The 26,856-nt window shown below is 54.6% G+C and carries 26 protein-coding genes and 1 tRNA gene; 17 read left to right on the top strand and 10 right to left on the bottom strand.

From position 1 onward, the window contains the following. Positions 1-4: 4 nt before the first annotated feature. The 4 genes from glgS to OGX96_RS04615 form a co-directional block, all read right to left on the bottom strand. Entirely contained in the window at positions 5-211 is a 207-nt protein-coding gene (glgS, locus tag OGX96_RS04630; RefSeq protein ID WP_008785836.1) for a cell surface composition regulator GlgS, read from the bottom strand. A 301-nt stretch (positions 212-512) separates the two neighbouring features. Then, positions 513-1,946, bottom strand: a complete 1,434-nt coding sequence (hldE, locus tag OGX96_RS04625; RefSeq protein WP_048215525.1) for a bifunctional D-glycero-beta-D-manno-heptose-7-phosphate kinase/D-glycero-beta-D-manno-heptose 1-phosphate adenylyltransferase HldE — start codon at positions 1,944-1,946, stop codon at positions 513-515. A gap of 59 nt (positions 1,947-2,005) precedes the next feature. Further along, positions 2,006-4,846, bottom strand: a complete 2,841-nt coding sequence (glnE, locus tag OGX96_RS04620) for a bifunctional [glutamate--ammonia ligase]-adenylyl-L-tyrosine phosphorylase/[glutamate--ammonia-ligase] adenylyltransferase (protein ID WP_191226764.1) — start codon at positions 4,844-4,846, stop codon at positions 2,006-2,008. 125 nt (positions 4,847-4,971) lie between these two features. Further along, a complete protein-coding gene (locus OGX96_RS04615) occupies positions 4,972-6,273 on the bottom strand; it encodes a CYTH domain-containing protein (protein ID WP_048236782.1) in 1,302 nt (433 codons plus the stop codon). 241 nt (positions 6,274-6,514) lie between these two features. Between OGX96_RS04615 and OGX96_RS04610 the strand changes: the two genes are divergently transcribed. Together OGX96_RS04610 and OGX96_RS04605 are read left to right on the top strand one after the other, a co-directional pair. Next, a complete protein-coding gene (locus tag OGX96_RS04610) occupies positions 6,515-7,135 on the top strand; it encodes a TIGR04211 family SH3 domain-containing protein (protein ID WP_003828434.1) in 621 nt (206 codons plus the stop codon). Positions 7,136-7,197: 62 nt separating this feature from the next. Beyond that, positions 7,198-8,433: a multifunctional CCA addition/repair protein gene (locus OGX96_RS04605; RefSeq protein WP_048215522.1), complete on the top strand. Its 1,236-nt coding sequence runs from the start codon at positions 7,198-7,200 to the stop codon at positions 8,431-8,433. A gap of 109 nt (positions 8,434-8,542) precedes the next feature. Here the strand turns inward: OGX96_RS04605 and bacA are convergent, their stop codons facing one another. Both bacA and folB read right to left on the bottom strand, forming a co-directional pair. Continuing rightward, entirely contained in the window at positions 8,543-9,361 is an 819-nt protein-coding gene (gene bacA / locus OGX96_RS04600) for an undecaprenyl-diphosphate phosphatase (protein ID WP_198801758.1), read from the bottom strand. Positions 9,362-9,447: 86 nt separating this feature from the next. Further along, positions 9,448-9,816 (bottom strand): bifunctional dihydroneopterin aldolase/7,8-dihydroneopterin epimerase, encoded by a 369-nt coding sequence (gene folB / locus OGX96_RS04595; RefSeq protein ID WP_003024659.1) that lies wholly within the window; start codon positions 9,814-9,816, stop codon positions 9,448-9,450. 106 nt (positions 9,817-9,922) lie between these two features. Here folB and plsY point away from each other — a divergent pair, with 106 nt between their 5' ends. Continuing rightward, a complete protein-coding gene (gene plsY, locus OGX96_RS04590) occupies positions 9,923-10,540 on the top strand; it encodes a glycerol-3-phosphate 1-O-acyltransferase PlsY (protein WP_003828443.1) in 618 nt (205 codons plus the stop codon). Positions 10,541-10,571: 31 nt separating this feature from the next. Here the strand turns inward: plsY and ttdR are convergent, their stop codons facing one another. Continuing rightward, positions 10,572-11,513: an L-tartrate utilization transcriptional activator TtdR gene (gene ttdR, locus OGX96_RS04585; protein WP_048236787.1), complete on the bottom strand. Its 942-nt coding sequence runs from the start codon at positions 11,511-11,513 to the stop codon at positions 10,572-10,574. A gap of 213 nt (positions 11,514-11,726) precedes the next feature. Here ttdR and ttdA point away from each other — a divergent pair, with 213 nt between their 5' ends. The 10 genes from ttdA (at position 11,727) to ureG (ending at position 19,802) form a co-directional block, all read left to right on the top strand. Continuing rightward, a complete protein-coding gene (ttdA, locus tag OGX96_RS04580) occupies positions 11,727-12,635 on the top strand; it encodes a L(+)-tartrate dehydratase subunit alpha (protein WP_003828445.1) in 909 nt (302 codons plus the stop codon). Beyond that, positions 12,632-13,237, top strand: a complete 606-nt coding sequence (ttdB, locus tag OGX96_RS04575; protein WP_003828447.1) for a L(+)-tartrate dehydratase subunit beta — start codon at positions 12,632-12,634, stop codon at positions 13,235-13,237. The genes ttdA and ttdB overlap by 4 nt, the downstream gene beginning before the upstream one ends. A gap of 48 nt (positions 13,238-13,285) precedes the next feature. Further along, the gene (locus tag OGX96_RS04570) at positions 13,286-14,749 is read left to right on the top strand and encodes an anion permease (protein ID WP_008785842.1); all 1,464 of its coding nucleotides are present in this window, start codon (positions 13,286-13,288) and stop codon (positions 14,747-14,749) included. A 123-nt stretch (positions 14,750-14,872) separates the two neighbouring features. Then, positions 14,873-15,697, top strand: coding sequence for an urease accessory protein UreD (locus tag OGX96_RS04565; RefSeq protein WP_286582355.1), 825 nt, complete (start codon positions 14,873-14,875; stop codon positions 15,695-15,697). Between the two features lie 10 nt (positions 15,698-15,707). Further along, positions 15,708-16,010, top strand: a complete 303-nt coding sequence (locus OGX96_RS04560) for an urease subunit gamma (protein ID WP_003024678.1) — start codon at positions 15,708-15,710, stop codon at positions 16,008-16,010. A 9-nt stretch (positions 16,011-16,019) separates the two neighbouring features. Continuing rightward, on the top strand, positions 16,020-16,340 hold the full coding sequence (locus OGX96_RS04555; protein ID WP_003828455.1) for an urease subunit beta: 321 nt from the start codon (positions 16,020-16,022) through the stop codon (positions 16,338-16,340). Beyond that, positions 16,333-18,036 carry an urease subunit alpha gene (gene ureC, locus OGX96_RS04550; RefSeq protein WP_100271890.1) on the top strand — a complete coding sequence of 568 codons (1,704 nt, stop codon included), beginning with the start codon at positions 16,333-16,335 and terminating at the stop codon, positions 18,034-18,036. The genes OGX96_RS04555 and ureC overlap by 8 nt, the downstream gene beginning before the upstream one ends. Positions 18,037-18,045: 9 nt before the next feature. Then, positions 18,046-18,504, top strand: a complete 459-nt coding sequence (ureE, locus tag OGX96_RS04545; RefSeq protein WP_020996339.1) for an urease accessory protein UreE — start codon at positions 18,046-18,048, stop codon at positions 18,502-18,504. Next, entirely contained in the window at positions 18,504-19,175 is a 672-nt protein-coding gene (locus OGX96_RS04540) for an urease accessory protein UreF (RefSeq protein ID WP_286582315.1), read from the top strand. The genes ureE and OGX96_RS04540 overlap by 1 nt, the downstream gene beginning before the upstream one ends. 9 nt (positions 19,176-19,184) lie before the next feature. Then, positions 19,185-19,802: an urease accessory protein UreG gene (ureG, locus tag OGX96_RS04535; RefSeq protein WP_003828463.1), complete on the top strand. Its 618-nt coding sequence runs from the start codon at positions 19,185-19,187 to the stop codon at positions 19,800-19,802. A gap of 48 nt (positions 19,803-19,850) precedes the next feature. Here ureG and tsaD read toward each other — a convergent pair whose 3' ends face one another. Beyond that, a complete protein-coding gene (tsaD, locus tag OGX96_RS04530) occupies positions 19,851-20,864 on the bottom strand; it encodes a tRNA (adenosine(37)-N6)-threonylcarbamoyltransferase complex transferase subunit TsaD (RefSeq protein ID WP_003024694.1) in 1,014 nt (337 codons plus the stop codon). A gap of 236 nt (positions 20,865-21,100) precedes the next feature. On the opposite strand from tsaD, the gene rpsU reads away from it, so the two are divergent. From rpsU to rpoD, 3 genes are all read left to right on the top strand, one after another. Beyond that, positions 21,101-21,316 (top strand): 30S ribosomal protein S21, encoded by a 216-nt coding sequence (rpsU, locus tag OGX96_RS04525; RefSeq protein ID WP_001144069.1) that lies wholly within the window; start codon positions 21,101-21,103, stop codon positions 21,314-21,316. A gap of 237 nt (positions 21,317-21,553) precedes the next feature. Beyond that, positions 21,554-23,299: a DNA primase gene (gene dnaG, locus OGX96_RS04520; protein ID WP_267439065.1), complete on the top strand. Its 1,746-nt coding sequence runs from the start codon at positions 21,554-21,556 to the stop codon at positions 23,297-23,299. Between the two features lie 358 nt (positions 23,300-23,657). After that, complete coding sequence (rpoD, locus tag OGX96_RS04515) at positions 23,658-25,505, top strand: RNA polymerase sigma factor RpoD (protein ID WP_003024699.1); 1,848 nt, start codon at positions 23,658-23,660, stop codon at positions 25,503-25,505. 45 nt (positions 25,506-25,550) lie between these two features. Here rpoD and mug read toward each other — a convergent pair whose 3' ends face one another. Then, positions 25,551-26,057, bottom strand: a complete 507-nt coding sequence (gene mug / locus OGX96_RS04510) for a G/U mismatch-specific DNA glycosylase (RefSeq protein ID WP_198801753.1) — start codon at positions 26,055-26,057, stop codon at positions 25,551-25,553. 125 nt (positions 26,058-26,182) lie between these two features. Here mug and OGX96_RS04505 point away from each other — a divergent pair. Continuing rightward, positions 26,183-26,258 (top strand) — tRNA-Ile (locus tag OGX96_RS04505). A gap of 269 nt (positions 26,259-26,527) precedes the next feature. On the opposite strand, the gene OGX96_RS04500 is transcribed toward OGX96_RS04505, so the two are convergent. Continuing rightward, positions 26,528-26,851, bottom strand: a complete 324-nt coding sequence (locus tag OGX96_RS04500) for a DUF1889 family protein (protein WP_001573898.1) — start codon at positions 26,849-26,851, stop codon at positions 26,528-26,530. Positions 26,852-26,856: the final 5 nt, after the last annotated feature.

Raw genomic sequence — 26,856 nt, 5'->3', positions numbered from 1 at the left:
TCTGTTAGTGTTCCAGTTCTAGCTTCCTGGCTTCCGTCGCCTGCTGGCAGTACAGCGCATAGCGTTTGCAAAACCAGCTACGATGTTCTTCATCCATATTCCCGGTTATCGCCTGGATATCAATGGGATGGCCCTCAGCCTGCATCCTGGCAAAACTACGGGCCAGGAAATCGAAATTGTTTAGTGAATACATATTGCTGTTCATGAGCATACCCTCCAGTTATTGAATATCTGCTAAGGCCATATGCTTTTTCTAATTTCAGTATTTCCCCGGATACGAAGTTATTCTGTACATATTGTGCGCAAAACTACTGCGCGGGTTCACAGTTTCCTATGAAATCTAAGAGGGCATGAAATATGGCGGGTATATCAGGGAAAGAGGCACTGCGGCTGAAGAATAAAGCGAAAAAAAGCCGGATGGCGACGCGAAAGCGTCTTATCCGGCCTACAAACGTTACGTCACGTAGGCCGGATAAGGTGTTCACACCGCCATCCGGCAAACTTTTCAGGTGTTATTTATCGCTGTCTTTCTGGATCTTCTTAATGATATTTGTCGTGGAGCAGCCATCTTCGAAGTTCAGCACCAGCACTTCACCGCCGTTCGCCCACACCTCTTCACTACCCGCAATCTGCTCCGGCTTATAGTCGCCGCCTTTGACCAGCAGATCCGGCAGAATGCCAGCAATCAGACGCTGCGGCGTATCTTCTTCAAAAGAGACCACCCAGTCGACGGATTCCAGCGCGCCCAGCACGATCATACGCTGTTCCAGCGGGTTGACTGGACGCGTTTCGCCTTTCAGACGTTTGGTCGAAGCATCGCTGTTTACCGCCACGATCAGGCGATCGCCCAGCTTGCGCGCATTCGCCAGATAGGAAACGTGGCCCGCATGCAGGATGTCGAACACGCCGTTGGTCATTACCACTTTCTCGCCGCGCTTGCGGGCGCTGGCAACGGCCTGTTTCAGCTCAGATTCGCTCATCACGCCAAAGCCAGTATCGGCCCGACCGCGCACGGCGTTTTCCAGTTCAATCGGAGAAACGGTAGAGGTCCCCAGCTTACCGACGACAACACCGGCTGCGGCGTTAGCAAAATAGCACGCCTCTTCCAGTGAGTTACCCGCCGCCAGCGTCGCCGCCAGCACGCCGATAACGGTATCGCCCGCACCGGTCACGTCATACACTTCCTGCGCCTGGGTCGGCATATGCAGCGGCGATTTTCCCGGCTGCAGCAGCGTCATCCCCTGTTCGGAGCGCGTGATCAGCAGTGCGGAAAGGTCGAAATCAGCAATCACTTTCATGCCGCGTTCAACCAGTTCATCTTCGCTTTTGCACTTGCCCGCCACCGCTTCAAACTCAGACAGGTTCGGCGTCAGCAGCGTTGCGCCACGGTAGCGTTCAAAATCGGTTCCTTTCGGATCGATAAGCACCGGCACCCCAGCCTTACGCGCCAGAGCAATCATCTGCTGCACGCTTGCCAATGCACCTTTGGCGTAGTCGGAGAGCACCAGAGCGCCGATAGAACCCAGCGCCTGATTAATACGCTCGTGCAGAGGCTGCGGATCCACGCCTTCAAAACCTTCTTCGAAATCCAGGCGAATCAGCTGCTGGTTGCGGGAAAGCACGCGCAGTTTGGTGATCGTCGGATGGGTCGGCACGGAAACGAAATCGCATTTTACGTTCACATCCGCCAGCGTTTTGCTCAGCGCACGCGCCGCGTCGTCAATACCGGTCAGGCCCACCAGACGCGAATTCGCTCCCAGAGAGGCAATGTTCATCGCCACGTTTGCTGCGCCACCGGGACGTTCTTCGATGGTATCGACCTTCACCACCGGAACCGGCGCTTCAGGTGAAATACGGCTGGTAGGACCGTACCAGTAGCGATCCAGCATCACATCACCGACAACCATGACTCCTGCACGTTCAAACTCTGGCAGCGTTACTTTCATTCCTGTCTCCTGAGAGATTCTCTGAGGGTCTTAAAATTTGCGCGCGATAATAGCACACTTCACTCGGCAACCAGCCACTTCTGCCAGCTGTCACGCACCAGCGTACGTTCAGCGTCAAAGTGCTCCAGCGCCACATGGCCCGGAAGTTCCTGCAACGCAAGATGATGAAGTTCATCACGCAACGTCGTATAAGCACGGGTAAGCGCCAGCGCTTCCTGCTCGTCCATAATGTCGTTTTGCGCCAGTAATTCCAGAATGCGCACGTTATCCGACCAGCGCGTCAGCTTCGGTTTTTCATGCGCATAGCGCAGCACCAGATACTGCGTAATAAACTCAATGTCTGTGATGCCGCCTTCATCCGCTTTGATATCAAAACGATCGCGATGCTTATTGCCCAAATGGGCACGCATTTTCTCACGCATTTCGCGCACCTCGGTCTGCAAGGTTTTCCCATCGCGGACGAGGGTCATGATATCGCGACGAATCGCATCAAACTGAGAGGTTAACTGCGGGTCGCCGTACACTACGCGAGCACGCACCAGCGCCTGATGCTCCCATGTCCAGGCTTCGTTACGCTGATAATCGGCGAAAGCATCAGCTGATGTCACCAGCATCCCCGCCGCCCCTGACGGACGCAAACGCGCATCCACTTCGTACAAAATACCGGACGAAGTACGGGTACTGAAGAGGTGCATAATGCGCTGCGCCAGACGCAGATAGAACTGTCGCCCGTCAATCTCACGCTCACCGTCCGTCATCACGTCCATCGGACAGTCATGCAGGAAGATCAAATCGAGATCCGAGCTGTAACCCAACTCCCAACCGCCCAGTTTGCCATAGCCGACGACGGCAAAACCACGCCCCTCGCGTTCGCTAAGATGAGTGGGTTGACCGTAGCGCGCGACCATCTGCGTCCACGCCTGCTGGACTACCGCATCAATAATAGCTTCCGCCAGCCAGGTTAAATGATCGCTCACCTTCATCACCGGCAGCGTACCGGCGATATCAGCCGCAGCAATACGCAGTAGCTGCGTTTGCTTAAACTGGCGCAGAGCCTCAAGTTGCTGCTCTTCGTCATCTTCCGGCACGCGCAGCAAATACTGGCGCAGCTCATCACGGTAGGCGTCCGTCGCGGTGGGTTGATACAGGGTGTTCGGATCCAGCAGTTCATCGAGCAACAGCGGATACCGCGCCAGCTGGCTGGCGACCATCGGCGAGGCCGCACAGAGCGAAATCAGATGCTTCAGCGCCCCGGGGAATTCGCTCAGCAGTTCCAGATAGGTCGTACGGGTAACAATCCCCACCAGCAGAGGGGTAATGCGCGATAGCGGGACTGAGGCGTCGTCACGCGTACAGACATCGCTCAGCAGATGCGGCATTAAATGATCCAGCACCTGGCGTCCGCGTGGGCCAATGGTGCGTTTATCCAGCTCTTTGCGGAAATCAGCAATCAGAGACAGCACGCGTCGGCGATCGTCATCCGCCAGATGCGTCAGCACCGGCGTGGTGTCATCTTCCTGTAAGGCGTCCTGCCACAGTTCGCGCCACTGTTCTGAAAGCGACTCTTCCTGGGTTTCAGCTTCGTCATCGCCAATCAGCTCGTTAAATACCCGGCGTACGTTGTCCATATGATTGGCCAGCACATCAGTTAATTGCTGCCAGTCATCAACGTTCATCCCCCACGCCAGCCGCGCGCGATTCAGTTCATCGCCTGGCAGCGTTTGGGTCTGTTCATCATTGATGCTTTGCAGCAGGTTTTCCAGGCGGCGTAAGTAGAGATAGGCTGCTCGCAGTTGTTCCGTATCGGTATCAGACAGCAGGTGCAGCGCATTGATGGCACTCAGCGTCGGTAACAGCGAGCGGGATTGCAGCGATGGTTCACGCCCACCGCGAATCAGCTGGAATACCTGTACGATAAATTCGATTTCACGAATACCGCCCGCCCCCAGCTTGATGTTGTCTTTCAGGCCACGGCGGCGCACTTCTCGGGCAATCATCCCTTTCATGTTACGCAGCGACTGGATCACGCTGAAATCAATATAGCGACGGAAAACAAAAGGCCGCAGCATGGCACGAAGCTCGCTGACGTAAGTGCCGTCGGCATCGCCCATAATGCGGGCTTTGACCATCGCATAGCGTTCCCAGTCGCGCCCTTGCTCCTGGTAATAATCCTCCAGCGCAGAGAAGCTCAGTACCAACGGACCGCTGTCTCCAAACGGGCGTAAACGCATATCCACCCGATAGACAAACCCATCCATTGTGGGCTGATCTAATACCTTGATGAGCCGCTGGCCCATACGGGTAAAGAACTGGGCGTTATCCAGCTCGCGGCGCCCGCCCTGTGTGCTGCCGTGCTCTGGCCAGGCAAAAATCAGGTCGATATCGGAGGAAAAATTCAGCTCGCCGCCGCCCAGTTTCCCCATGCCTAAAATCAGCAGCGGCTGCGCCACACCTTCAGGATTACAGGGCGTACCCCATTCGCGACAGCAGGCAGCGTATAACCAGTCGCGCGCGGCGACGATCAACGTTTCAGCCAGATGGCTTAGCTGCTGCAAAATACTCTCTTCAGTCACCAGCGACAGCGTCTGTGCCCAGGCGATACGCACCATGATACGTCGGCGAAACAGGCGTAACTCACGCATCAGCGTGTTTTCATCACTAACGTCAGCCAATGTTTGCTGTAACCAGTCGGCATAGTGTTGCCATTCATCTGCTAGGGGTGGAGCGCTTTCCAGCTCAGCCAGCCATTCGGGATGGGCAATAATGCTGTCACGGACAAAATCGCTGAATGTAAGTACTGACTTCGCCTGAACGCTAAGCGAGGACTCAGATATTGCTGCTGGCAGCCGCTCAACAACGGTCGGCCAGTACTGCTGTAACGGTGAAGAGAGCTGCTTCATTTACGGGTTATCCTTTGAATGGTGCCGGATGCGTCTTTTCGCCTTATCCGGCCTACATGACAGTTACACACATCGCGTAGGCCTGATAAGCGCAGCGCCATCAGGCATCCCGGCCTCGGCCCTGATTATCGTTTTCCGCTGTGCAGCCAGAACGGTTCCAGTGCAATTGCCTCGTTACGGAAGTGTTCAATTTCAATATATTGGTTGGCCGCAATGGCGTGGCGCAAACCCTGCCAGTTGGCGATCCATTCTGATGCGACATTTTCATCGTAGTATCCCGCCAGCATCAGCATGCTATCAATGTTGCGCGTCAAACGTGGAAGCTGATCGGCGTACTGATCGCCCAGCGGCTGCGCAAAAGCGGTTTTCAGCTCAGCGGCATGGCGTGAAAGATGGGTATCCGAGAAACGCTTAAAGGAGTCGGCAATTTTTCCCTGCGCCTTCGCATCAAGGAACGGCTGCCATCCTTTGGTCACCAGCCATTCGGTCAGCGCCAGCTTGGCCATTGCCGTTTGCGTGCTGTAAACCGCCGATACAGCAGAAACGTCCGACGAAATGATCGCTTCCGACTGGGTCAACAAATCACGTAAGTGAGCGCTCGCTTTTCGCGGCACATTACCGCCAAACAGCATCAGAATGTGACGCACCAGGCCCATAGCCGCCAGCACCTCGGCTTTCGCCCCTTTAACGCCGCGCACCCACAGCTCTTCATGGTACTGCCACTGTGATAATGCCAGCTCCAGCGCCGCTTCCAGCCCCTGCTCAATACTCGCTTTCGCCGGAACTTTCAAAATGCGTGTCGGTTTGAGTTCGCGCGGCGCATTCCCCTGAGCAAGGTGATAACCGCGCGCTGCTTTGCTCAAGCTACCCTGGCGTAAACCGGTTTGCGAAACCAGCTGGTTTGCCAGCTTCAGTACCGCACGGGTATCGCCGCTTAGCAGTTCAAGTTCAAGCTCACAGATAGGTTCTGCAAACTCGCCCGCTTTCACCTCCCCCAGATCGAGGGCCATTTCAATCCGGCTGCCATCAACATCAACCAACCATTTCTCACGGTAAAAATCGGTGCTGAACAACGGCTGCACTTGAGAAGCAAGTTCAGCGGGCAGCTCGCCATCAGGCCAGACTTCCGTTGGGAACAAGGTGAGGTCCAGCTCAGGCGCGTTTAGCGCAACGTTATATTCTGGCCGCTGGTGCAGTCCGCCCGTCACGCGTCCGGCAATTTTCATGGTCATTTCGTAATGACCATTTTCACCGCGAATACGCAGCCCCATATCGTGACCACGCAACCACGCATCCGGTGTTTCGTAGTAGATATTCAGCAACTGGCTGGGCGCATGATGTTCTCCCCCCAGCGTATTCAGACGTTCACGTAGCGCATCTACAGCGTCATTATTGACGATAAATTTTAATTCGATTTCCTGGGCCATGGTCTTGTACTTATGGGTTATGTCACAGTTGAGAAAACTGACTGCGAACTAAGTTCGTTCTTTATGGTCAGTAGATAGTATTTTGCGCCAAATTGCCATGCAACGAGCAATTTGACGGGCGTAAAAGTTTCGAGTGGTGGCAAAAAGGACACAGATGATTCCGATTGATGTCGAATGCTTTGCGTAGAGACACTGATGCCACTACTATCGTTCCACTTTCTATGACAATAACGACAGCCTGATGCCAAAATTACGCCTGATTGGATTAACTTTACTCGCACTTAGCGCCACTGCAGTCTCTCATGCCGAAGAAAAGCGCTATGTCTCTGACGAACTGAACACCTGGGTCCGCAGCGGTCCGGGAGATAATTATCGCCTCGTGGGTACGGTTAACGCCGGCGAGGAAGTCACGCTATTACAGACCGATGCCAACACTAACTACGGCCAGGTGAAAGACAGCACCGGACGTACCGCCTGGATCCCACTGAAAGAGCTGAACAGTACGCCGAGCCTGCGTACCCGCGTTCCCGACCTGGAAAACCAGGTTAAGACCTTGACCGATAAGCTCAATAATATCGATACCACGTGGAATCAGCGCACCGCTGATATGCAGCAAAAGGTAGCGCAAAGCGACAGCGTGATCGACGGGCTGAAACAAGAAAACCAGAAGCTGAAAAACGAGCTTATCGTGGCGCAAAAGAAGGTCAGCGCAGCCAACCTTCAGCTTGATGACAAACAGCGCACCATCATCATGCAGTGGTTTATGTACGGTGGCGGCGTGTTGGGTCTTGGTCTGCTGCTCGGCCTGGTTCTGCCACACATGATCCCAAGCCGTAAACGCAAAGATCGCTGGATGAACTGAATCGCCTTCTCCGCCACACTGACATATGATTAAGGGATCATAGTTTTCAAAAGGAAAGTGGCGTGAAGATTTATCTGGTCGGTGGTGCTGTTCGGGATGCGTTATTAGGGCTACCGATTAAAGATAAAGATTGGGTTGTTGTTGGCGCCACGCCGCAAGAGATGCTCGACGCGGGCTACCAGCAGGTAGGCCGCGATTTTCCCGTGTTTCTGCATCCGCAAACCCGCGAAGAGTATGCGCTGGCGCGTACCGAACGTAAGTCAGGCTCGGGGTATACCGGGTTCACCTGCTATGCCGCCGCAGATGTCACGCTGGAGGCCGATCTTCAGCGTCGTGACCTGACCATCAACGCAATCGCCCGCGATGACGACGGGGAGATTATCGACCCGTATAACGGACGCGACGATCTGGAAAACCGTCTGCTGCGCCATGTTTCATCTGCCTTTAGCGAAGATCCGCTGCGCGTGCTGCGCGTGGCGCGCTTTGCTGCCCGCTATGCGCACCTCGGTTTTCGTATTGCTGACGAAACCATGACGCTGATGCGTGACATGACCACCGCTGGTGAACTGGAGCATCTGACACCAGAGCGGGTGTGGAAAGAAACCGAAGGCGCATTAACCACCCGTAACCCACAGGTATTTTTCCAGGTCCTGCGCGACTGCGACGCACTGCGCGTCCTGTTTCCGGAAGTGGATGCTTTGTTTGGCGTTCCAGCCCCCGCACAGTGGCATCCGGAAATCGACACCGGCATTCACACGCTGATGACGCTGTCGATGGCAGCCATGTTAAGTCCGGAAGTCGACGTGCGTTTTGCTACGCTGTGCCACGATCTTGGCAAGGCATTGACGCCTAAAGCGCTGTGGCCGCGCCATCATGGCCACGGTCCGGCAGGTGTTAAGCTTGTCGAACAACTGTGCCAGCGCCTGCGCGTGCCGAATGACATCCGTGATTTAGCCAAACTGGTTTCCGAGTTCCACGACCTCATTCATACCTTCCCGATCCTGCAGCCGAAAACTATCGTTAAGCTGTTTGATTCCATCGATGCCTGGCGCAAACCGCAGCGCGTGGAGCAAATCGCCCTCACCAGCGAGGCTGATGTGCGTGGGCGAACCGGTTTTGAAGCGGCAGATTATCCGCAAGGCAGACTGTTGCGCGAAGCCTGGCAGGTTGCGCAGGCGGTGCCAACGAAAGACGTGGTTGAAGCTGGATTCAAAGGTCAGGCAATTCGTGAAGAACTGACCCGACGTCGCATCGCGGCGGTAGCCAGTTGGAAGGAGCAGCGTTGCCCGAAAGCGTAGACACTGCGTTGCCGGATGCGCTGTACTTATCCGATCTACAGGTTCGAAACGGATATAACCCGTAGGCCGGATAAGGCAGAACGCCGCCATCCGGCACCACGGTAAGACATCAGAAGAACACGACGTAAACGGCAGCCGCCACAATAAAGCGGTAAATCGCAAACGGAATGAACGAGATGCGTTTAATCAGTTGCAGGAAGGTTTTGATCGCCACCAGCGCCACGATAAACGCCGTCACAAATCCGACTGCAAACATCGGGATATCTGATGCGCTGAGGAAAGACCAGCTCTTGTAGAGATCCAGCGCCGTCGCGCCCATCATCATCGGTACGGCCAGCAGGAAGGAGAATTCAGAGGCCGCGTAACGACTCACACCCACCAGCATGCCGCCAGAAATCGTCGCCCCGGAGCGAGAAAAACCCGGCCACAGCGCCAGACACTGGAAACAGCCAATCATAAACGCCTGGCGATAGGTCATATCATCCAGCCCCGGCGCACGCGGCTCCTTCGGCTTCAGGCATTCTGCGGCAATCAGCAGTACCCCCCCCACCACCAGCGCATACATCACGTTGATCGGGTTAAACAGCGATTTGATGGTGTCGTGGAAGATTAGCCCCAGTACCACGGCTGGAATCATCCCCAACAGGATATGTCCCAGCGTCAGTCGACCTTTGCCAGTGCCTTCATGCGGAGCCTTGCCGAAGTGAATGCCGATCAGGCCAAACAGACGTCGCCAGAACATCACCACAACGGCCAGGATAGAACCTAACTGGATAACCACTTCGAATGTTTTTGCAGTGTCACCCTCAAAACCCAACAGGTGGCCAACAATAATCATATGGCCAGTACTGGAAACGGGTAAAAATTCCGTCAATCCTTCGACCACACCCAAAATTGCCGCCACCAGCAGCGAGTGCATATCACTCATTAATAAACCCCTAGATAGAGAAACCACGGCAAAAAAGAGCCGACGAAAGGACCCTTTTATACCCGTTTGTTTTAGAAATTATTAAATTAATTATTTTCTTTCAGATTATTGCCACGCTCAATGATAACCCCGACGTTCGCCGCACGGGCTACCGCGCCAGGTTTACTGAGTTTGATCCGTACCCAGGGAGAATTAAAGCGGCTAAGCAGGAGATCTGCCACCTCTTCCGCAACCCGTTCTACCAGCGCAAAGCGCCCACCTTCCACATGATTAACAACCGTTTGAGCAATATCAGCATAGCTCAGGCAATCAGCCACATCATCGCTTTTAGCCGATTTGCGGTTATCCCATGCCATTTCGATATCGAACACCAACCGTTGTTCGATCGTTTGTTCCCAGTCGTAAACACCAATAGTGGTGATTACAGAAAGTTGCTCTATAAATACAATATCCATCACGACCTGCCTGCTTTTTGGCTAACCCGGATACCACTTCCGGCGAAATATGCGTATTATCCACAGAAGTAGCGTTTTACACGACATTTTCAAAACGGAACAGCTTATGAGTGCAATCGCGCCTGGAATGATTATCTTCGCGTACCTCTGTGGCTCAATTTCCAGTGCTATTCTGGTATGCCGCCTTGCTGGATTGCCGGACCCGCGCGACAGCGGCTCTGGGAATCCGGGCGCGACAAACGTGCTGCGCATCGGTGGCAAGGGAGCCGCCGTCGCGGTACTGATTTTCGACGTCCTGAAAGGTATGTTACCCGTCTGGGGTGCCTATGCGCTAGGCGTCAGCCCCTTCTGGCTGGGATTGATCGCAATCGCTGCCTGTCTGGGACACATCTGGCCGGTATTCTTCGGCTTTAAAGGTGGGAAAGGCGTTGCTACCGCCTTTGGCGCGATTGCGCCAATTGGTTGGGACTTAACGGGTGTAATGGCGGGAACCTGGCTGCTGACTGTCTTACTCAGCGGCTATTCGTCGTTGGGCGCTATCGTCAGCGCGTTGATCGCCCCTTTTTACGTCTGGTGGTTCAATCCCCAGTTCACTTTTCCGGTGTCCATGCTGTCGTGCTTAATTCTGCTACGTCACCATGACAACATTCAGCGTCTGTGGCGTCGTCAGGAGCCGAAGATCTGGACCAAACTGAAGAAAAAACGCGAACGAGACCCCGAGTGAATTTATTGTCGGATAGCGACGCAAAGGCGTCTTATCCGGCGTGGGGGATGTGATACCCCTCCACCGGTTTGCCTAATCGGTTCTGACACCACGTCGCCAGAAATTCCACGCACACGCGCAGCTTCACGCTGCGATACAGCGGCTCCTGATAAACCGCCCAGATATTAGCGCTCTGCGCATAGTCCGGCAGCACACGCACCAGTTCACCGCTGGCCAGAAACGGCTGCACATCCCATTCAGAACGCAGCATGATCCCTTTTCCCTGTAGCGCCCACTGCAACACAATCTCACCGCTGTTAGAGGAAAGATGTCCCGCCACCTTGACCGACTTTTTCTCCTGACCATTGTCCAGTTCCCACACCCCGTGAGTCATATCGCGTTCTTTGGTGACCAGACAATCATGACGACTTAATTCCTGTAACGTCATCGGTTCACCGTATTTTTGTAAATACGGTGGGGCCGCACACAATATTCTTTTGTTTTTCGTTAACAAATGCGCAATATAATAATCCGGTATCTCGTCATTAATACGAATATCTAAATCGATATTATCCTGTGCCAAATCAATTTGCCGATCGTAAAGCTCAAAATGCACCTGTAATTCAGGGTAGCTATGCATCAATTCGGTAATTGCCGGTGCAATATAACTGCGCCCAAAGCCAAAACTACAGCCGATACGAATCATCCCTGCCGGGCGCGTTTTGAGTTGCGTGACGTCATCGACCAGATGCTGATAGCCCGCGAGGATCGCCTGCGCATGTTCATAGCAACGTTGACCACTCTCCGTGAGCGCTACACCACGCGCAGAGCGGCTTAGCAGCGTCGTCCCCAGCGCGGACTCTAGGATCTGAATGCGTTTCGTCACAAACGCCGGCGTTTGCCCCAGCGTCGCGGCGGCGGCGCTGAAGCTACCACTATGCACAATTTCAACCAACACCTGCAGGTCTTTCGCCAGGGGATACGTGTTCAGCATGATCGGTCTATCCGTAATGTTGTTCACCACAGTGTAATTCTCTCATGCGTCTTAAACCCTGCCTTTGCGCAATTTTTATTGCCTTATCCGGACATCATTCACGAACTGTTAATTAGATATTCACAGTGGCAAATAATATTAACCCACATTTTTAGTGGTAGTTTGTGGCGGAGAATTTATTTCCAGATAAATAAAAGAACTGGAGTTAACAAGATGAGCAATCAAAATAACCAAAATGCGATAAATACGCTGACGAACATTGTCGCTGATTTTACCGCCATGATTTCTACCCGCATGCCCGATGACGTCGTGGATAAATTAAAACAGCTGCGTGAAGGCGAAACCTCGCCGATGGGTAAAATCATCTACCACACCATGTTTGACAACATGCAGAAAGCTATCGACCTGAACCGCCCAGCCTGTCAGGACACCGGCGAGATTATGTTCTTCGTGAAGGTCGGTTCCCGTTTTCCGCTCCTCGGCGAACTGCAAAGCATTCTGAAGCAGGCCGTTGAAGACGCCACGGTAAAAGCGCCGCTGCGCCATAACGCGGTCGAGATTTTTGACGAAGTGAATACCGGCAAAAATACAGGTACCGGTGTGCCGTGGGTCACCTGGGACATCATCCCCGATAACGATGACGCGGAAATCGAAGTCTACATGGCAGGCGGCGGCTGTACGCTACCGGGACGCTCGAAAGTGTTAATGCCTTCTGAGGGCTACGAAGGCGTGGTGAAATTTGTTTTTGAAAATATCTCCACGCTGGCAGTCAACGCCTGTCCGCCAGTGCTGGTGGGCGTAGGTATTGCCACCTCCGTAGAAACCGCAGCCGTTCTTTCTCGTAAAGCGGTGCTGCGCCCTATCGGCTCACGTCATCCGAATCCGAAAGCGGCCGAACTGGAACTGCGTCTGGAAGAAGGACTTAACCGTCTGGGCATTGGTCCGCAAGGATTGACCGGTAATAGCTCGGTGATGGGCGTGCATATCGAATCCGCCGCGCGCCACCCGTCGACTATCGGCGTTGCCGTCTCTACCGGCTGCTGGGCCCACCGTCGCGGCACGCTATTGGTTCATGCTGACCTCTCCTTCGAAAACCTGTCTCACACCCGGAGCGCGTTATGAAAAAGATCCTCACAACCCCGATCAAAGCCGAAGATCTGGCAGACATTCGCGTTGGCGATGTCATTTACCTGACCGGTACGCTGGTGACCTGCCGTGACGTTTGCCACCGCCGCCTGATCGAACTGAAGCGCCCGATTCCTTATGACCTGAACGGCAAAGCCATTTTCCACGCGGGCCCGATCGTACGTAAGAACGGTGAAAAATGGGAAATGGTTTCTGTCGGCCCAACCACCAGCATGCGTATGGAAGCGTTTGAGAAAGACTTTATCGAACAGACTGGCGTCAAACTGGTGGTCGGCAAGGGCGGCATGGGACCGCTGACGGAAGAAGGCTGCAAGCAGTTTAAAGCGCTGCACGTCATCTTCCCGGCAGGCTGCGCAGTCGTGGCGGCAACCCAGGTTGAGGAGATCGAAGAGGTGCACTGGACGGAACTCGGCATGCCGGAGTCCCTGTGGGTGTGTCGGGTAAAAGAGTTCGGCCCGCTGATCGTTTCCATCGATACCCACGGCAATAACCTGATCGCTGAAAACAAAAAGCTGTTCGCTGAACGTCGCGACCCTATCGTCGATGAAATCTGCGAGCACGTGCATTACATCAAATAACCCTCCCGGAGAGGCGCTACGCCTCTCCCCTTTCGTAGGGATACAACAATGGCACCTTTAGCTGGTTGGTGGCGATACCTGGCTCCGCTGGTGGTCATCGCCATTATTGCTGTTCTACCCGTCCCCACCGGTCTTGAGAGCCACACCTGGCTCTATTTTGCCGTCTTTACCGGTGTGATTGTCGGGCTTATTCTGGAACCTGTACCGGGCGCGGTAGTGGCGATGATTGGCATTTCGATCATCGCCGTCCTTTCACCGTGGCTGCTGTTCAGCCCGGAGCAACTCGCGCAGGACGGTTTTAAATTTACCGCCAAATCGCTGTCGTGGGCGGTATCTGGCTTTTCAAACTCGGTCATCTGGCTGATCTTCGCGGCCTTTATGTTTGGTACTGGCTATGAGAAAACCGGACTCGGTCGGCGAATCGCGCTGATGCTGGTGAAAAAGATGGGGCATAGGACGCTGTTTCTCGGCTATGCGGTGATGTTCTCCGAACTTATCCTCGCTCCCGTCACACCTTCCAACTCCGCCCGTGGGGCCGGAATAATCTACCCGATTATCCGCAACCTGCCGCCGCTGTATAACTCACAGCCCAATAGCGCCAGTTCACGCTCTATTGGCTCGTACATCATGTGGATGGGCATTGTCGCTGACTGCGTTACCAGCGCCATTTTCTTAACGGCAATGGCGCCGAACCTGCTGTTGATCGGTCTGATGAAAGGCGCATCCCACACCGCGCTGAGCTGGGGTGACTGGTTCTTAGGCATGCTGCCGCTGAGCATTTTACTGGTGCTGATCGTGCCGTGGCTGGCGTACGTGTTATATCCGCCGGAGCTGAAATCCGGCGATCAGGTTCCACGCTGGGCGGATACTGAACTAAAAGCGATGGGACCGCTCTGCGCTCGCGAGAAAAAGATGCTGGTGCTGATGGTCGGCGCGCTGGTGCTGTGGATCTTCGGCGGCGATTATATTGACGCCGCGATGGTTGGATACAGCGTGGTGGCGTTGATGCTGGTACTGCGCATCATTAGCTGGGATGACATCGTCAGCAATAAAGCCGCATGGAACGTCTTTTTCTGGCTGGCCTCGCTGATCACGCTGGCCACCGGGCTCAATAACACCGGTTTTATTACCTGGTTCGGCAAGCTGCTGGCAAACGGGCTGAGTGGCTATTCGCCGATGATGGTGATGGTAGCGCTGATCGTGGTGTTCTATCTGCTGCGTTACTTCTTTGCCAGCGCCACAGCCTATACCTCCGCCCTCGCACCGATGATGATTGCCGCCGCGCTGGCAATGCCGGAAATCCCGCTACCGGTCTTCTGCCTGATGGTCGGCGCCGCCATTGGTCTGGGCAGCATTCTAACCCCGTACGCCACCGGCCCTAGCCCTATCTACTACGGCAGCGGCTATTTACCAACGGTGGATTACTGGCGACTCGGTGCTATTTTTGGCCTGATTTTCCTCGTGCTACTGGTGATTACCGGTCTGGTCTGGATGCCCCTCGTTTTACTGTAAAACCCTGGTGGGGCGGCGTATTGTCGCCCCTTTATCCATAAGCTTCTCATATGATCGATTTCCCGACGCGCTGAGGCATACTTTTTTGTATGCAAACACCCTCATGCTGATAGGGGAAACGCTCTGGACACGGTTGCGCACGAGACACTCACACGGGGCTGGCAGGCCGAACTGGATCTGCATTTTACCTGCACCGGGCACAAAACGGTGCTCGCCTCGGCGCGTCATCATGGTCCATTGACGGTTCAACGCCCGTTTTACCCGGAAGAGGACGTTTGCCATCTCTATTTGCTTCATCCACCGGCGGGGATCGTCGGCGGGGATGAGCTCCATATCGCCGTAACGCTCGACGAAAACAGCCACGCGTTAATCACCCAGCCTGGCGCGGGAAAGTTTTACCGCAGCCGTGGACCGCAGGCATTACTGCGCCAGCATTTTACCCTCACTCCTCACGCGACGCTGGAGTGGCTGCCGCAGGATACGATTATCTTTCCCGGCGCCAACGCCGCTATTCAGACCGTCTTTCATCTGACATCCGCAAGCCGCCTGCTGGCCTGGGATCTGCTGTGTCTTGGCCGACCGGTTATGCAGGAGACCTTCAGTTACGGCACGCTGCAAAACCGCCAGGAAGTATGGCGAGATGGGCAGCCACTGCTGATAGAACGCTTGCAGTTGCAGGAGGGGAATCTGAGCGGCGTCGCACATCATCCCTGGGTCGGCACGTTGCTGTGTTATCCGGCCAGCGAACATATGCTCGAGGGCACGCGGGAGCGGCTTACGGCGCTTGGCGATTACGCCGGGGCAACGCTTAACGATTCGCTGCTGACAATCCGTTTTCTTGCTAGCGACAACCTGGTTGTCCAGCGCGTTATGCGCGACATCTGGCAATTTCTGCGCCCGCTGCTGACACACAAAGCGCCCGTACTCCCGCGAATCTGGCAAACCTAAGAGAACCCTAATGGAACTGACTCCCAGAGAAAAAGACAAGCTGTTGCTATTTACCGCCGCGCTGGTGGCGGAACGTCGCCTGGCCCGCGGGCTGAAGCTGAACTACCCGGAATCGGTGGCGCTGATTAGCGCTTTCATCATGGAAGGGGCGCGCGACGGGCAAACCGTGGCCGCGCTGATGGAAGACGGGCGTCACGTCCTGCGCCGAGATCAGGTGATGGAAGGCGTACCGGAGATGATCCCGGATATTCAGGTTGAAGCCACATTTCCGGACGGATCGAAGCTGGTCACCGTCCACAATCCGATCGTCTAAGGAGCAGCAATGATCCCAGGTGAATATCAGATCGCAAAAGGCAATATTGCGCTTAATCAAGGGCGGGAGATCTGCACGATCGTGGTGGAAAATCATGGCGACAGACCCATCCAGGTGGGATCGCACTATCACTTTTACGAAGTGAACCCGGCGCTGCGCTTTGACAGGCTGGCTGCACGCGGTTTTCGTCTGAACATTGCTGCGGGCACAGCGGTGCGTTTTGAGCCGGGACAAAAACGCGAAGTCGAACTGGTGCGCGTTGCTGGTGCACAAAGGATCGTGGGTTTTCGCAGCGAAGTGATGGGCGCACTGGAGGCAGATAATGAGTGACATTTCCCGGCAGGCGTACGCCGACATGTTTGGCCCAACCACCGGCGATAAAGTGCGCCTGGCGGATACCGACCTGTGGATCGAGGTGGAACAAGACTTCACCACCTACGGCGAAGAGGTCAAATTCGGCGGCGGAAAAGTGATCCGCGACGGCATGGGCCAGGGACAAATGCGCGCCGATGCATGCGTGGATCTGGTGATAACCAACGCGCTGATCGTCGATCACTGGGGGATCGTGAAAGCGGATATCGGCATCAAAAACGGCAGGATCTTCGCCATCGGCAAAGCAGGTAATCCCGATATTCAACCCAACGTCACGATCCCGATAGGCGTAGGAACTGAAGTCATCGCTGGAGAAGGTAAGATCGTCACCGCGGGCGGCGTGGATACGCATATTCACTGGATCTGCCCACAGCAGGCGCAGGAGGCGCTGGTTTCCGGCGTGACGACGATGATCGGCGGCGGCACCGGTCCGGCCGCAGGCACTCACGCCACCACCTGCACACCGGGCCCGTGGTATATCGCGCGCATGCTGCAGGCGGCAGATGCGTTGCCGGTTAACATTGGTTTGCTGGGCAAAGGCAATGGCTCAAATCCAGACGCCCTACGCGAGCAAATCAGCGCGGGCGCAATTGGCCTGAAAATCCATGAAGACTGGGGCGCCACGCCTGCCGCTATCGACTGCGCGCTGACCGTAGCCGACGAGATGGACATCCAGGTCGCGCTGCATAGCGATACGCTCAACGAGTCCGGTTTCGTTGAAGATACGCTGGCGGCGATTGGCGATCGCACCATTCATACTTTTCACACTGAAGGCGCGGGCGGCGGCCATGCGCCGGATATCATCACCGCCTGCGCGCATCCGAATATTCTGCCCTCCTCCACTAACCCGACGCTGCCCTATACCGTCAACACTATCGACGAGCATCTCGACATGCTGATGGTTTGCCACCACCTCGATCCGGATATCGCCGAAGACGTGGCCTTTGCCGAATCCCGCATTCGCCGGGAAACAATCGCAGCAGAAGATGTTCTGCATGACATTGGCGCGTTTTCCCTGACCTCGTCCGACTCACAGGCGATGGGGCGCGTGGGCGAAGTGATCCTGCGTACCTGGCAGGTGGCGCACCGCATGAAGGTTCAGCGTGGCCCGTTGGCAGAAGAAACCAGTGACAACGACAACCTGCGCGTTAAACGCTACGTCGCCAAATACACCATCAACCCGGCATTAACCCACGGTATCGCCCATGAAGTCGGTTCCGTTGAGCCAGGCAAACTGGCCGATCTGGTGCTGTGGTCGCCCGCCTTTTTTGGCGTAAAACCGGCGACGATCGTCAAGGGCGGGATGATTGCCTGCGCGCCAATGGGCGATATCAACGCCTCGATCCCCACCCCGCAGCCGGTGCATTACCGCATGATGTTCGGCGCGCTTGGCGCGGCGCGACACCACACCCGGCTGACCTTTATTTCGCAGGCCGCTGACGCGCAAAACATCCCGCAGCAGCTCAATCTGCAAAGCGCTATCGCCGTCGTCAAAGGCTGTCGGACGGTGAAAAAGGTCGACATGATCCACAACGGCCTGCAACCCAATATCACCGTCGATGCTCAGACTTACGAGGTGCGTATTGATGGCGAACTTATCACCAGCGAACCGGCAGATATTTTGCCGATGGCGCAACGCTATTTTCTGTTTTGAGGAGTGACGATGATCTATCTGACCCAACGCCTTGACCACGCTCACCGCGTTACTGCAAGCGTCACGCTGCCCATTGATGTCCGGGTAAAAAGTCGCGCCAGAGTAGCACTGAACGACGGTCGCGAAGCCGGGCTAATGCTACCGCGTGGTTTGCTGCTGCGCGGTGGCGATCTGCTAAGTACCGAAGATGGCAGCGAAGTGATCGAAGTGATCGCCGCACCGGAGTCGGTTTCCGTGGTGCGCTGCGCCGATCCTTTCCTGCTCGCCAAAGCCTGTTATCACCTCGGCAATCGTCACGTTCCACTGCAAATCCTGCCGGACGAACTGCGCTACCACCACGATCATGTGCTGGACGACATGCTGCGCCAGTTCAACCTTGAGGTGACGTTCGCCCAGTTGCCGTTTGAACCTGAAGCAGGCGCTTATGCCAGTGAATCACACGGGCATCACCACGGCCATGCGCACTGATGCATAACAGCCAACAGCTACGTCTGATGCAGCTCGCCAGCAGCGCGCTCCCGGTAGGGTCATTTACCTGGTCCCAGGGTCTGGAGTGGGCGGTGGAAATCGGCTGGGTGAAAAGCGTCGATGACTTCTCTGCCTGGCAAATCCAGCAGATGGAGCAGAACTTTTTTACCGTTGACCTACCGCTGCTGGCGAGACTGTATCGCGCCTGCGAGCAGGACGATCTCGACGCAGCACGCCGCTGGAGCGCTTACCTGCTGGCCTGTCGCGAAACCCGCGAACTGCGGGATGAAGAACGCAGTCGGGGTGCGGCGTTTACGCGGCTGGTCACCGACTGGGAGTCGGATTGCTCGCGAGAATGGCGCACCCTCTTTGTCGACAGCCAACTCTGCGGCATGGCCTGGCTGGGCGTGCGCTGGAAAATTCCGCTGACGGAGCTGGCGTTAAGCCTCGGCTACAGCTGGATTGAGAGCGCTGTCATGGCTGGCGTCAAGCTGGTTCCTTTTGGACAACAGGCGGCCCAGCGTTTGATTATTGCGCTCTGCGATCGCTATGCGCAGGGCCTGGCACAGGCGCTGGCGACGCCTGACATCAGCCTCGGCTCCGCAACGCCATTGGCCGCTATCGCCTCTGCCCGGCATGAAACCCAATATTCCCGATTATTCCGCTCCTGAGGAGAAAAAATGAGTAACTACAAACATCCCTTGCGTGTGGGCGTTGGTGGCCCGGTTGGCTCGGGCAAAACGGCGCTGCTGGAAGCGTTATGCAAAGCCATGCGCAGCAGCTATCAATTGGCGGTAGTGACCAATGATATCTACACCAAAGAAGATCAGCGCATTCTCACCGAGGCGGGCGCACTGGAGCCAGAGAGGATCGTCGGCGTGGAAACCGGTGGCTGCCCACATACCGCCATCCGCGAAGATGCGTCGATGAATCTGGCCGCCGTAGAAGCGCTGAGCGAGAAATTCGGCAATCTGGATCTGATTTTTGTGGAAAGCGGCGGCGATAACCTGAGCGCCACCTTCAGCCCGGAACTCGCGGATCTGACGATCTATGTGATCGATGTTGCCGAAGGCGAGAAGATCCCGCGTAAAGGCGGTCCGGGGATCACCAAATCCGATTTTCTGGTGATCAATAAAACCGATCTTGCCCCTTACGTCGGCGCATCGCTGGAGGTGATGGAGCGCGATACCTTGCGCATGCGCGGCGAGCGTCCATGGACGTTTAGTAATTTAAAATCTGGAGAAGGCCTGGAAAAAATTATCGCGTTTCTGGAAGAGAAAGGAATGTTGCGGATGTAGCGTATTGCCCGGTGGCGCTACGCTTACCGGGCCTACGATATTGTGAGCTTATGCTGCCGGTAATTCCGCCAGCGGCCAGCGTGGACGCACGGTCACGCCAAGATCCGCCGTTGCACCCGCTTTAAAGCGCACCATGCCCGCGTAGGCGATCATCGCCCCGTTATCGGTACAAAATTCCGGACGCGCGTAAAACACTTCGCCACGACGTTTTTGCATCATCTCAGCCAGCTTTGCGCGCAGCGTACGGTTCGCACTCACGCCTCCCGCCATCACCAGACGTTTAAAACCGGTTTGATCCAGCGCGCGTTTGCACTTGATCATCAGCGTATCAACCACCGCATCTTCAAACGCTCGGGCGATATCAGCGCGGGTCTGATCGTCATTTTCGTTATTACGAATGGTATTCGCAGCGAAGGTTTTCAAACCTGAGAAGCTGAAATCCAGCCCCGGACGGTCAGTCATCGGACGCGGGAAGACAAAACGTTTTTCAACGCCTTGTGATGCCAGCTTTGACAGCATTGGGCCACCAGGATAATCCAATCCCAGCAGCTTGGCGGTTTTGTCGAACGCTTCACCGGCAGCATCATCAATCGATTCGCCCAGCAATTCATACTGACCGATACCGGTGACGCTGATCAGCTGCGTGTGGCCGCCGGAAACCAGCAGCGCGACGAACGGGAATGCAGGGGGATTATCTTCCAGCATTGGCGCCAGCAGATGCCCTTCCATGTGGTGCACAGGAATTGCCGGTACGCCCCAGGCGAACGCCAGCGAACGTCCTACGGTTGCGCCAACCAGCAGCGCACCAACCAGACCAGGACCTGCGGTATACGCCACCGCATCGATCTCTTTTGCCGTCAGTCCCGCTTCTTTCAGCGCGGCCTGGATCAACGGTACGGTTTTACGTACGTGATCGCGCGAGGCCAGTTCAGGCACTACGCCGCCGTAGTCAGCATGTAATTTCACCTGACTATACAATTGGTTGGCTAAAAGACCTTTTTCATCGTCGTAAATGGCGATGCCGGTTTCATCGCAGGATGTTTCAATACCCAGTACACGCATGACTTGTTTTACCTCGCTCTATTACCGCGCAGTGTAGGACCAATGCGGGTTGATGTAAAACTTTGTTCGCCCCAGGAGTTTCGCTCGTGTATACTCCTTGTCCTTATAAAAGTCCCTTTCAAAATCGCGTCGGTGCTTTACAAAGCAGCAGCAATTGCAGTAAAATTCCGCACCATTTTGAAATAAGCTGGCGTTGATGCCAGCGGCAAACCGAATTTATTAAAGGTGAGAGTTACATGCCGGTAATTAAAGTACGTGAAAACGAGCCGTTCGACGTAGCACTGCGTCGCTTCAAGCGTTCATGCGAAAAAGCAGGTGTTCTGGCGGAAGTTCGTCGTCGTGAGTTCTATGAAAAACCGACTACCGAACGTAAGCGCGCTAAAGCTTCTGCTGTGAAACGTCACGCGAAGAAACTGGCTCGCGAAAACGCACGCCGTACTCGTCTGTACTAATCCATTGAGAGCCAAAGCTCTCAATTCAGACTGAGTTGTAGTTGTAAGGCCGTGCTTCCGGAAGGAATGCGCGGCTTATTTTCGTTTATACACGTCATCATTCAAGCTGCCTCAGTGTTGGCTGCAGTCGCTCACCCCAGTCACGTACTGCTGTACGCTCCTGAGGATTCGCTTCCTTGCCGCCTTGATGCATCCTGAATGATTTTGTGTATATGAGTCATCAAAAAACAGGGGCTTATGGCTGGACGAATTCCTCGCGTTTTTATCAATGACCTGCTGGCAAGAACCGACATCGTCGATCTCATCGACGCGCGGGTAAAGCTGAAAAAGCAGGGCAAAAATTATCACGCGTGCTGTCCGTTCCATAACGAAAAAACCCCCTCTTTCACCGTAAACGGTGAAAAACAGTTTTATCACTGCTTTGGGTGTGGCGCGCATGGCAACGCCGTCGACTTTCTCATGAACTACGACAAGCTCGAGTTTGTGGAAACCGTCGAAGAACTGGCCGCAATGCACAACCTTGAAGTGCCCTATGAAGCAGGCAGTGGCCCCAGTCAGATAGAGCGCCATCAACGGCAAAGCCTTTATCAATTGATGGACGGCCTGAACACTTTTTATCAACAGTCTTTGATGCAGCCCGCCGCTACCCCTGCGCGCCAGTACCTGGAAAAGCGAGGATTAAGTAGCGACGTTATCACCCGTTTTGCTATTGGTTTTGCGCCCCCCGGCTGGGACAACGTCCTGAAACGGTTTGGCGGCAATGCTGAGAATCGCAAATCGCTGGTCGATGCGGGGATGTTGGTCACCAACGATCAGGGACGCAGTTACGATCGCTTCCGCGAACGGGTGATGTTCCCCATTCGCGACAAACGTGGTCGAGTCATTGGTTTTGGTGGACGCGTGCTGGGCGATGCCCTGCCGAAATATCTGAACTCCCCGGAAACCGATATTTTCCATAAAGGCCGCCAGCTGTATGGCCTTTATGAAGCCCAGCAGGATAACGCCGATCCACAGCGCCTGTTAGTGGTAGAAGGCTATATGGATGTGGTGGCGCTGGCGCAATACGGCATTAACTACGCCGTGGCATCCCTAGGGACGTCAACTACTGCCGATCACATCCAACTGTTGTTCCGCGCGACGAACAACGTAATTTGCTGTTACGACGGCGACCGTGCCGGACGCGACGCAGCATGGCGCGCACTGGAAACCGCACTGCCCTATATGACAGACGGACGCCAGCTACGCTTCATGTTTTTACCTGACGGCGAAGACCCCGATACGCTGGTGCGTAAAGAAGGGAAAGAGGCCTTTGAAGCCCGGATGGAGCAGGCGCTGCCGCTCTCCGCGTTTTTATTTAACAGCCTGCTGCCGCAGGTGGATTTGAGTACCCCGGACGGACGCGCACAGCTCAGTACGCTGGCATTACCTCTGATTACTCAGGTACCAGGCGAAACGTTGCGCATTTACTTGCGACAGGAGTTGGGGAACAAGCTCGGCATTCTGGATGACAGCCAGCTTGAACGTTTAATGCCTAAACTGGCAGAAAATGGGGCTTCCCGCCCTGTTCCACAGCTAAAACGTACGACCATGCGTATACTTATAGGGTTGCTGGTACAGAACCCGGGCCTCGCCCCGCTGGTTCCACCGTTAGGCGCACTGGATAGTAATAAGCTGCCTGGACTTGGCTTATTCAGAGAACTGGTCAACACTTGTCTGGCTCAGCCAGGTCTGACCACCGGGCAACTTTTAGAACACTACCGTGGCACAAATGATGCTGTGACCCTTGAAAAACTGTCGATGTGGGACGATATAGCAGATAAAGATATCGCGGAAAAAACCTTCACCGACTCACTCAACCATATGTTTGATTCGATGCTTGAACTGCGCCAGGAAGAGTTGATAGCTCGTGAGCGCACACACGGTTTAAGCAGTGAAGAACGCCGGGAACTCTGGACACTGAACCAGGAACTGGCCAAGAAATAAGAGAAAGACAAACAAAGACAAAATCATTCGCGTTGTATCAAGGCAGCAAGTGAACGAACGCCTGGGAGTGTACATAAGTACATGACCAGGATGACAAATCCGCCGGGAGCGGATTTGAACGCTGCTTGCGGCGGCCCCGTAAGGGGCGAAGCTCAGGATGAGCCGAGTAACGAACACAGCTAACGCAGAGACAACGTGAAAGATGAAGTATTTAACGGCTTAACTGCCGAATATCGATCGGGAAGCCCCCGACAGCCGCACGGAGAGGCAGCGGCAAAATATAAGTATGCCCTCGTTTTGCCGTTGGCGGTTTTACCGCCCAACACCAATCAAACGAATTAAGTGTGGATACCGTCTTATGGAGCAAAACCCGCAGTCACAGCTGAAGCTTCTTGTCCAACGTGGTAAGGAGCAAGGCTATCTGACCTATGCCGAGGTCAATGACCATCTGCCGGAAGATATCGTCGATTCAGATCAAATCGAAGACATCATCCAAATGATCAATGACATGGGTATTCAGGTGATGGAAGAAGCACCTGATGCCGATGATCTGCTGCTTGCTGAAACCTCCAACAGCACCGATGAAGACGCGGAAGAAGCGGCTGCCCAGGTTCTGTCCAGCGTTGAGTCCGAAATCGGTCGTACGACTGACCCGGTCCGCATGTACATGCGTGAAATGGGTACCGTTGAACTGTTAACCCGCGAAGGCGAAATCGACATCGCTAAACGCATCGAAGACGGGATTAACCAGGTTCAATGCTCCGTTGCCGAATACCCGGAAGCTATCACCTACCTGCTTGAGCAGTACGATCGCGTAGAAGCTGAAGAAGCACGTCTTTCCGATCTGATCACTGGCTTTGTCGATCCAAATGCGGAAGAAGACATGGCGCCAACGGCGACCCACGTCGGTTCTGAACTCTCTCAGGAAGAGATGGATGACGATGAAGATGAAGATGAAGAAGATGGCGACGACGACAGCAGCGATGATGACAACAGCATCGACCCTGAGTTAGCGCGTGAAAAATTCGGTGAACTGCGTACTCAGTACGAAATCACTCGCGACACCATCAAAGCGAAAGGCCGCAGCCATGCTGCCGCGCAGGAAGAAATTCAGAAGCTGTCCGAAGTGTTCAAACAGTTCCGCCTGGTGCCGAAGCAGTTCGACTACCTGGTAAACAGCATGCGCGTCATGATGGACCGCGTGCGTACTCAGGAACGTCTGATCATGAAGCTCTGCGTTGAGCAGTGCAAAATGCCGAAGAAAAACTTCATCACCCTGTTTACTGGCAATGAAACCAGTGAAACCTGGTTCAACGCGGCAATCGCGATGAACAAACCGTGGTCTGAAAAACTGCACGACGTGGCAGATGACGTTCACCGTGGCCTGCAGAAACTGCAGCAGATTGAAGAAGAAACCGGCCTGACCATCGAGCAGGTTAAAGATATCAACCGTCGCATGTCCATCGGTGAAGCGAAAGCACGCCGTGCGAAAAAAGAGATGGTTGAAGCGAACTTACGTCTGGTTATCTCTATCGCTAAAAAATACACCAACCGTGGCCTGCAGTTCCTGGATCTGATTCAGGAAGGTAACATCGGTCTGATGAAAGCGGTTGATAAGTTTGAATACCGTCGTGGTTACAAGTTCTCCACCTATGCAACCTGGTGGATCCGTCAGGCGATCACCCGTTCGATCGCGGATCAGGCGCGTACCATCCGTATCCCGGTACATATGATTGAGACTATCAACAAGCTCAACCGTATCTCCCGTCAGATGCTGCAAGAGATGGGCCGCGAGCCGACGCCAGAAGAACTGGCTGAGCGCATGCTGATGCCGGAAGACAAGATCCGTAAAGTGCTGAAGATCGCTAAAGAGCCTATCTCCATGGAAACGCCGATCGGCGACGATGAAGATTCGCATCTGGGTGATTTCATCGAGGATACCACCCTCGAGCTGCCGCTGGACTCTGCGACCACCGAGAGCCTGCGTGCCGCAACGCACGACGTTCTGGCTGGCCTGACTGCCCGTGAAGCGAAAGTTCTGCGTATGCGTTTCGGTATCGATATGAACACCGACCACACGCTGGAAGAAGTAGGTAAACAGTTCGACGTTACCCGCGAACGTATCCGTCAGATCGAAGCGAAGGCGCTGCGTAAACTGCGCCACCCAAGCCGCTCTGAAGTACTGCGTAGCTTCCTCGACGATTAATCTCGCCGTATAAGTTCAAACGCCACCGCAAGGTGGCGTTTTTCTTTACATCCCGCGCATGACCAGCGCATCATCCAACTCGCGATACGCCTCCACCAGCTTATCCAGTGTAATCCGGCTCAATCCGCTGGGATTCGGCAATACCCAAATCTGCGTCGCGCCAATGGTCAGCGTCTGTTTTCCCCACTGCGCCCCACGCTGGCTAAGCCCCTGCTCAAATGCCTGCTTCCCAAGGATAGCGAGTGCGGCTGGCTGATACTCTTCTATTTTCTCAATAAGCAGACGACCGCCGCTACGCATCTCTTGTAGCTTCACTTCATTGGCTTGTACCGTTGGTCTGTCGACAAACTTAGTCACGCCGCAGCGGAAGTCCAGCAGGTGCAGTGCCTCTTCAGGTTTAAGCTGGCGATCGGTAAATCCCGCCTGATGGATAACCTTCCAGAAGCGATTAGCGGGGTGCGCAAAGGGGAATCCTGTACCTGCGGAAGAAAGCCCCGGATTGATGCCGCAAAACACCACCCGCAGCTCCGGTGCCAGTATGTCCTTAACCATAATTACTCCGAACAATACATCAGAGGAACCAGTATAACGGACTGAAAATACATTGCTTATAAAAACAGCATCCGTACGCTTATGTCTGGATTGCAACGCGGAGTTACTTTATAATCCACCGCCACGGCCCCTTAGCTCAGTGGTTAGAGCAGGCGACTCATAATCGCTTGGTCGCTGGTTCAAGTCCAGCAGGGGCCACCAAATCTCAAGGACTTGCGAGAAATCGCAGGTCCTTTTTTTATGGGTATTCCGTAGAAATTGGCATGTAGCAAAAAAGAGTTTGCCCTGGAACAAATCAATACTTGCTTGCATCAATATGTTGAATGAGTACACAGAAGAACATGGCTGGCGGGGGCTAAAGCTATTTACGCGATACACCTGTTCAGAAAACAGCATGTTAATGGCAACCCCATTTGGACGCCGCCATCCTGGGATGGAAACGTCCGTTAGAGTTTAATTCGATAGTCAGCTCACACTAGCTCTTTGAGCTGCTCCTGCATATAGGTTGAAAAATACTCTGGGTTCTTGATAAGGATGCGGTTACCGGAGGCGACTTTTTCTGCCCATCCGGCCACTTTTTTCGTGAACTCGGGATTCCATCCCTCTTGCTCACCCCGTGCCATTACAACTTCCGGACTCGCTGGCACACCTAAGTCATGCAAATACTTTAAGATTCCCTTAGCGGTACTTTCATCCATTGAATGTGGTACTGACGCCGAAGTGTTCATACCACCAATAAAATCCAATGCTTTCTCAATTGCTGTTGGCATGCTCTTATCCTTAAAATTAACCACGTGAG

Origin of the sequence: Citrobacter sp. Cpo100 (genome assembly GCF_030332595.1) — a bacterium.
Taxonomy (GTDB): domain Bacteria; phylum Pseudomonadota; class Gammaproteobacteria; order Enterobacterales; family Enterobacteriaceae; genus Citrobacter; species Citrobacter portucalensis.
Note: the sequence above shows the minus strand (reverse complement) of the source record. Positions and strands in the feature narration are given on the sequence as shown.

Coding starts and splice junctions, on each gene's coding strand:
- glgS (WP_008785836.1), bottom strand. CDS start 211: ATGCTCATGAACAGCAATATGTATTCACTAAACAATTTCGATTTCCTG.
- hldE (WP_048215525.1), bottom strand. CDS start 1,946: ATGAAAGTAACGCTGCCAGAGTTTGAACGTGCAGGAGTCATGGTTGTC.
- glnE (WP_191226764.1), bottom strand. CDS start 4,846: ATGAAGCAGCTCTCTTCACCGTTACAGCAGTACTGGCCGACCGTTGTT.
- OGX96_RS04615 (WP_048236782.1), bottom strand. CDS start 6,273: ATGGCCCAGGAAATCGAATTAAAATTTATCGTCAATAATGACGCTGTA.
- OGX96_RS04610 (WP_003828434.1), top strand. CDS start 6,515: ATGCCAAAATTACGCCTGATTGGATTAACTTTACTCGCACTTAGCGCC.
- bacA (WP_198801758.1), bottom strand. CDS start 9,361: ATGAGTGATATGCACTCGCTGCTGGTGGCGGCAATTTTGGGTGTGGTC.
- folB (WP_003024659.1), bottom strand. CDS start 9,816: ATGGATATTGTATTTATAGAGCAACTTTCTGTAATCACCACTATTGGT.
- plsY (WP_003828443.1), top strand. CDS start 9,923: ATGAGTGCAATCGCGCCTGGAATGATTATCTTCGCGTACCTCTGTGGC.
- ttdR (WP_048236787.1), bottom strand. CDS start 11,513: ATGCTGAACACGTATCCCCTGGCGAAAGACCTGCAGGTGTTGGTTGAA.
- ttdA (WP_003828445.1), top strand. CDS start 11,727: ATGAGCAATCAAAATAACCAAAATGCGATAAATACGCTGACGAACATT.
- ttdB (WP_003828447.1), top strand. CDS start 12,632: ATGAAAAAGATCCTCACAACCCCGATCAAAGCCGAAGATCTGGCAGAC.
- OGX96_RS04570 (WP_008785842.1), top strand. CDS start 13,286: ATGGCACCTTTAGCTGGTTGGTGGCGATACCTGGCTCCGCTGGTGGTC.
- OGX96_RS04560 (WP_003024678.1), top strand. CDS start 15,708: ATGGAACTGACTCCCAGAGAAAAAGACAAGCTGTTGCTATTTACCGCC.
- OGX96_RS04555 (WP_003828455.1), top strand. CDS start 16,020: ATGATCCCAGGTGAATATCAGATCGCAAAAGGCAATATTGCGCTTAAT.
- ureC (WP_100271890.1), top strand. CDS start 16,333: ATGAGTGACATTTCCCGGCAGGCGTACGCCGACATGTTTGGCCCAACC.
- ureE (WP_020996339.1), top strand. CDS start 18,046: ATGATCTATCTGACCCAACGCCTTGACCACGCTCACCGCGTTACTGCA.
- OGX96_RS04540 (WP_286582315.1), top strand. CDS start 18,504: ATGCATAACAGCCAACAGCTACGTCTGATGCAGCTCGCCAGCAGCGCG.
- ureG (WP_003828463.1), top strand. CDS start 19,185: ATGAGTAACTACAAACATCCCTTGCGTGTGGGCGTTGGTGGCCCGGTT.
- tsaD (WP_003024694.1), bottom strand. CDS start 20,864: ATGCGTGTACTGGGTATTGAAACATCCTGCGATGAAACCGGCATCGCC.
- rpsU (WP_001144069.1), top strand. CDS start 21,101: ATGCCGGTAATTAAAGTACGTGAAAACGAGCCGTTCGACGTAGCACTG.
- dnaG (WP_267439065.1), top strand. CDS start 21,554: ATGGCTGGACGAATTCCTCGCGTTTTTATCAATGACCTGCTGGCAAGA.
- rpoD (WP_003024699.1), top strand. CDS start 23,658: ATGGAGCAAAACCCGCAGTCACAGCTGAAGCTTCTTGTCCAACGTGGT.
- mug (WP_198801753.1), bottom strand. CDS start 26,057: ATGGTTAAGGACATACTGGCACCGGAGCTGCGGGTGGTGTTTTGCGGC.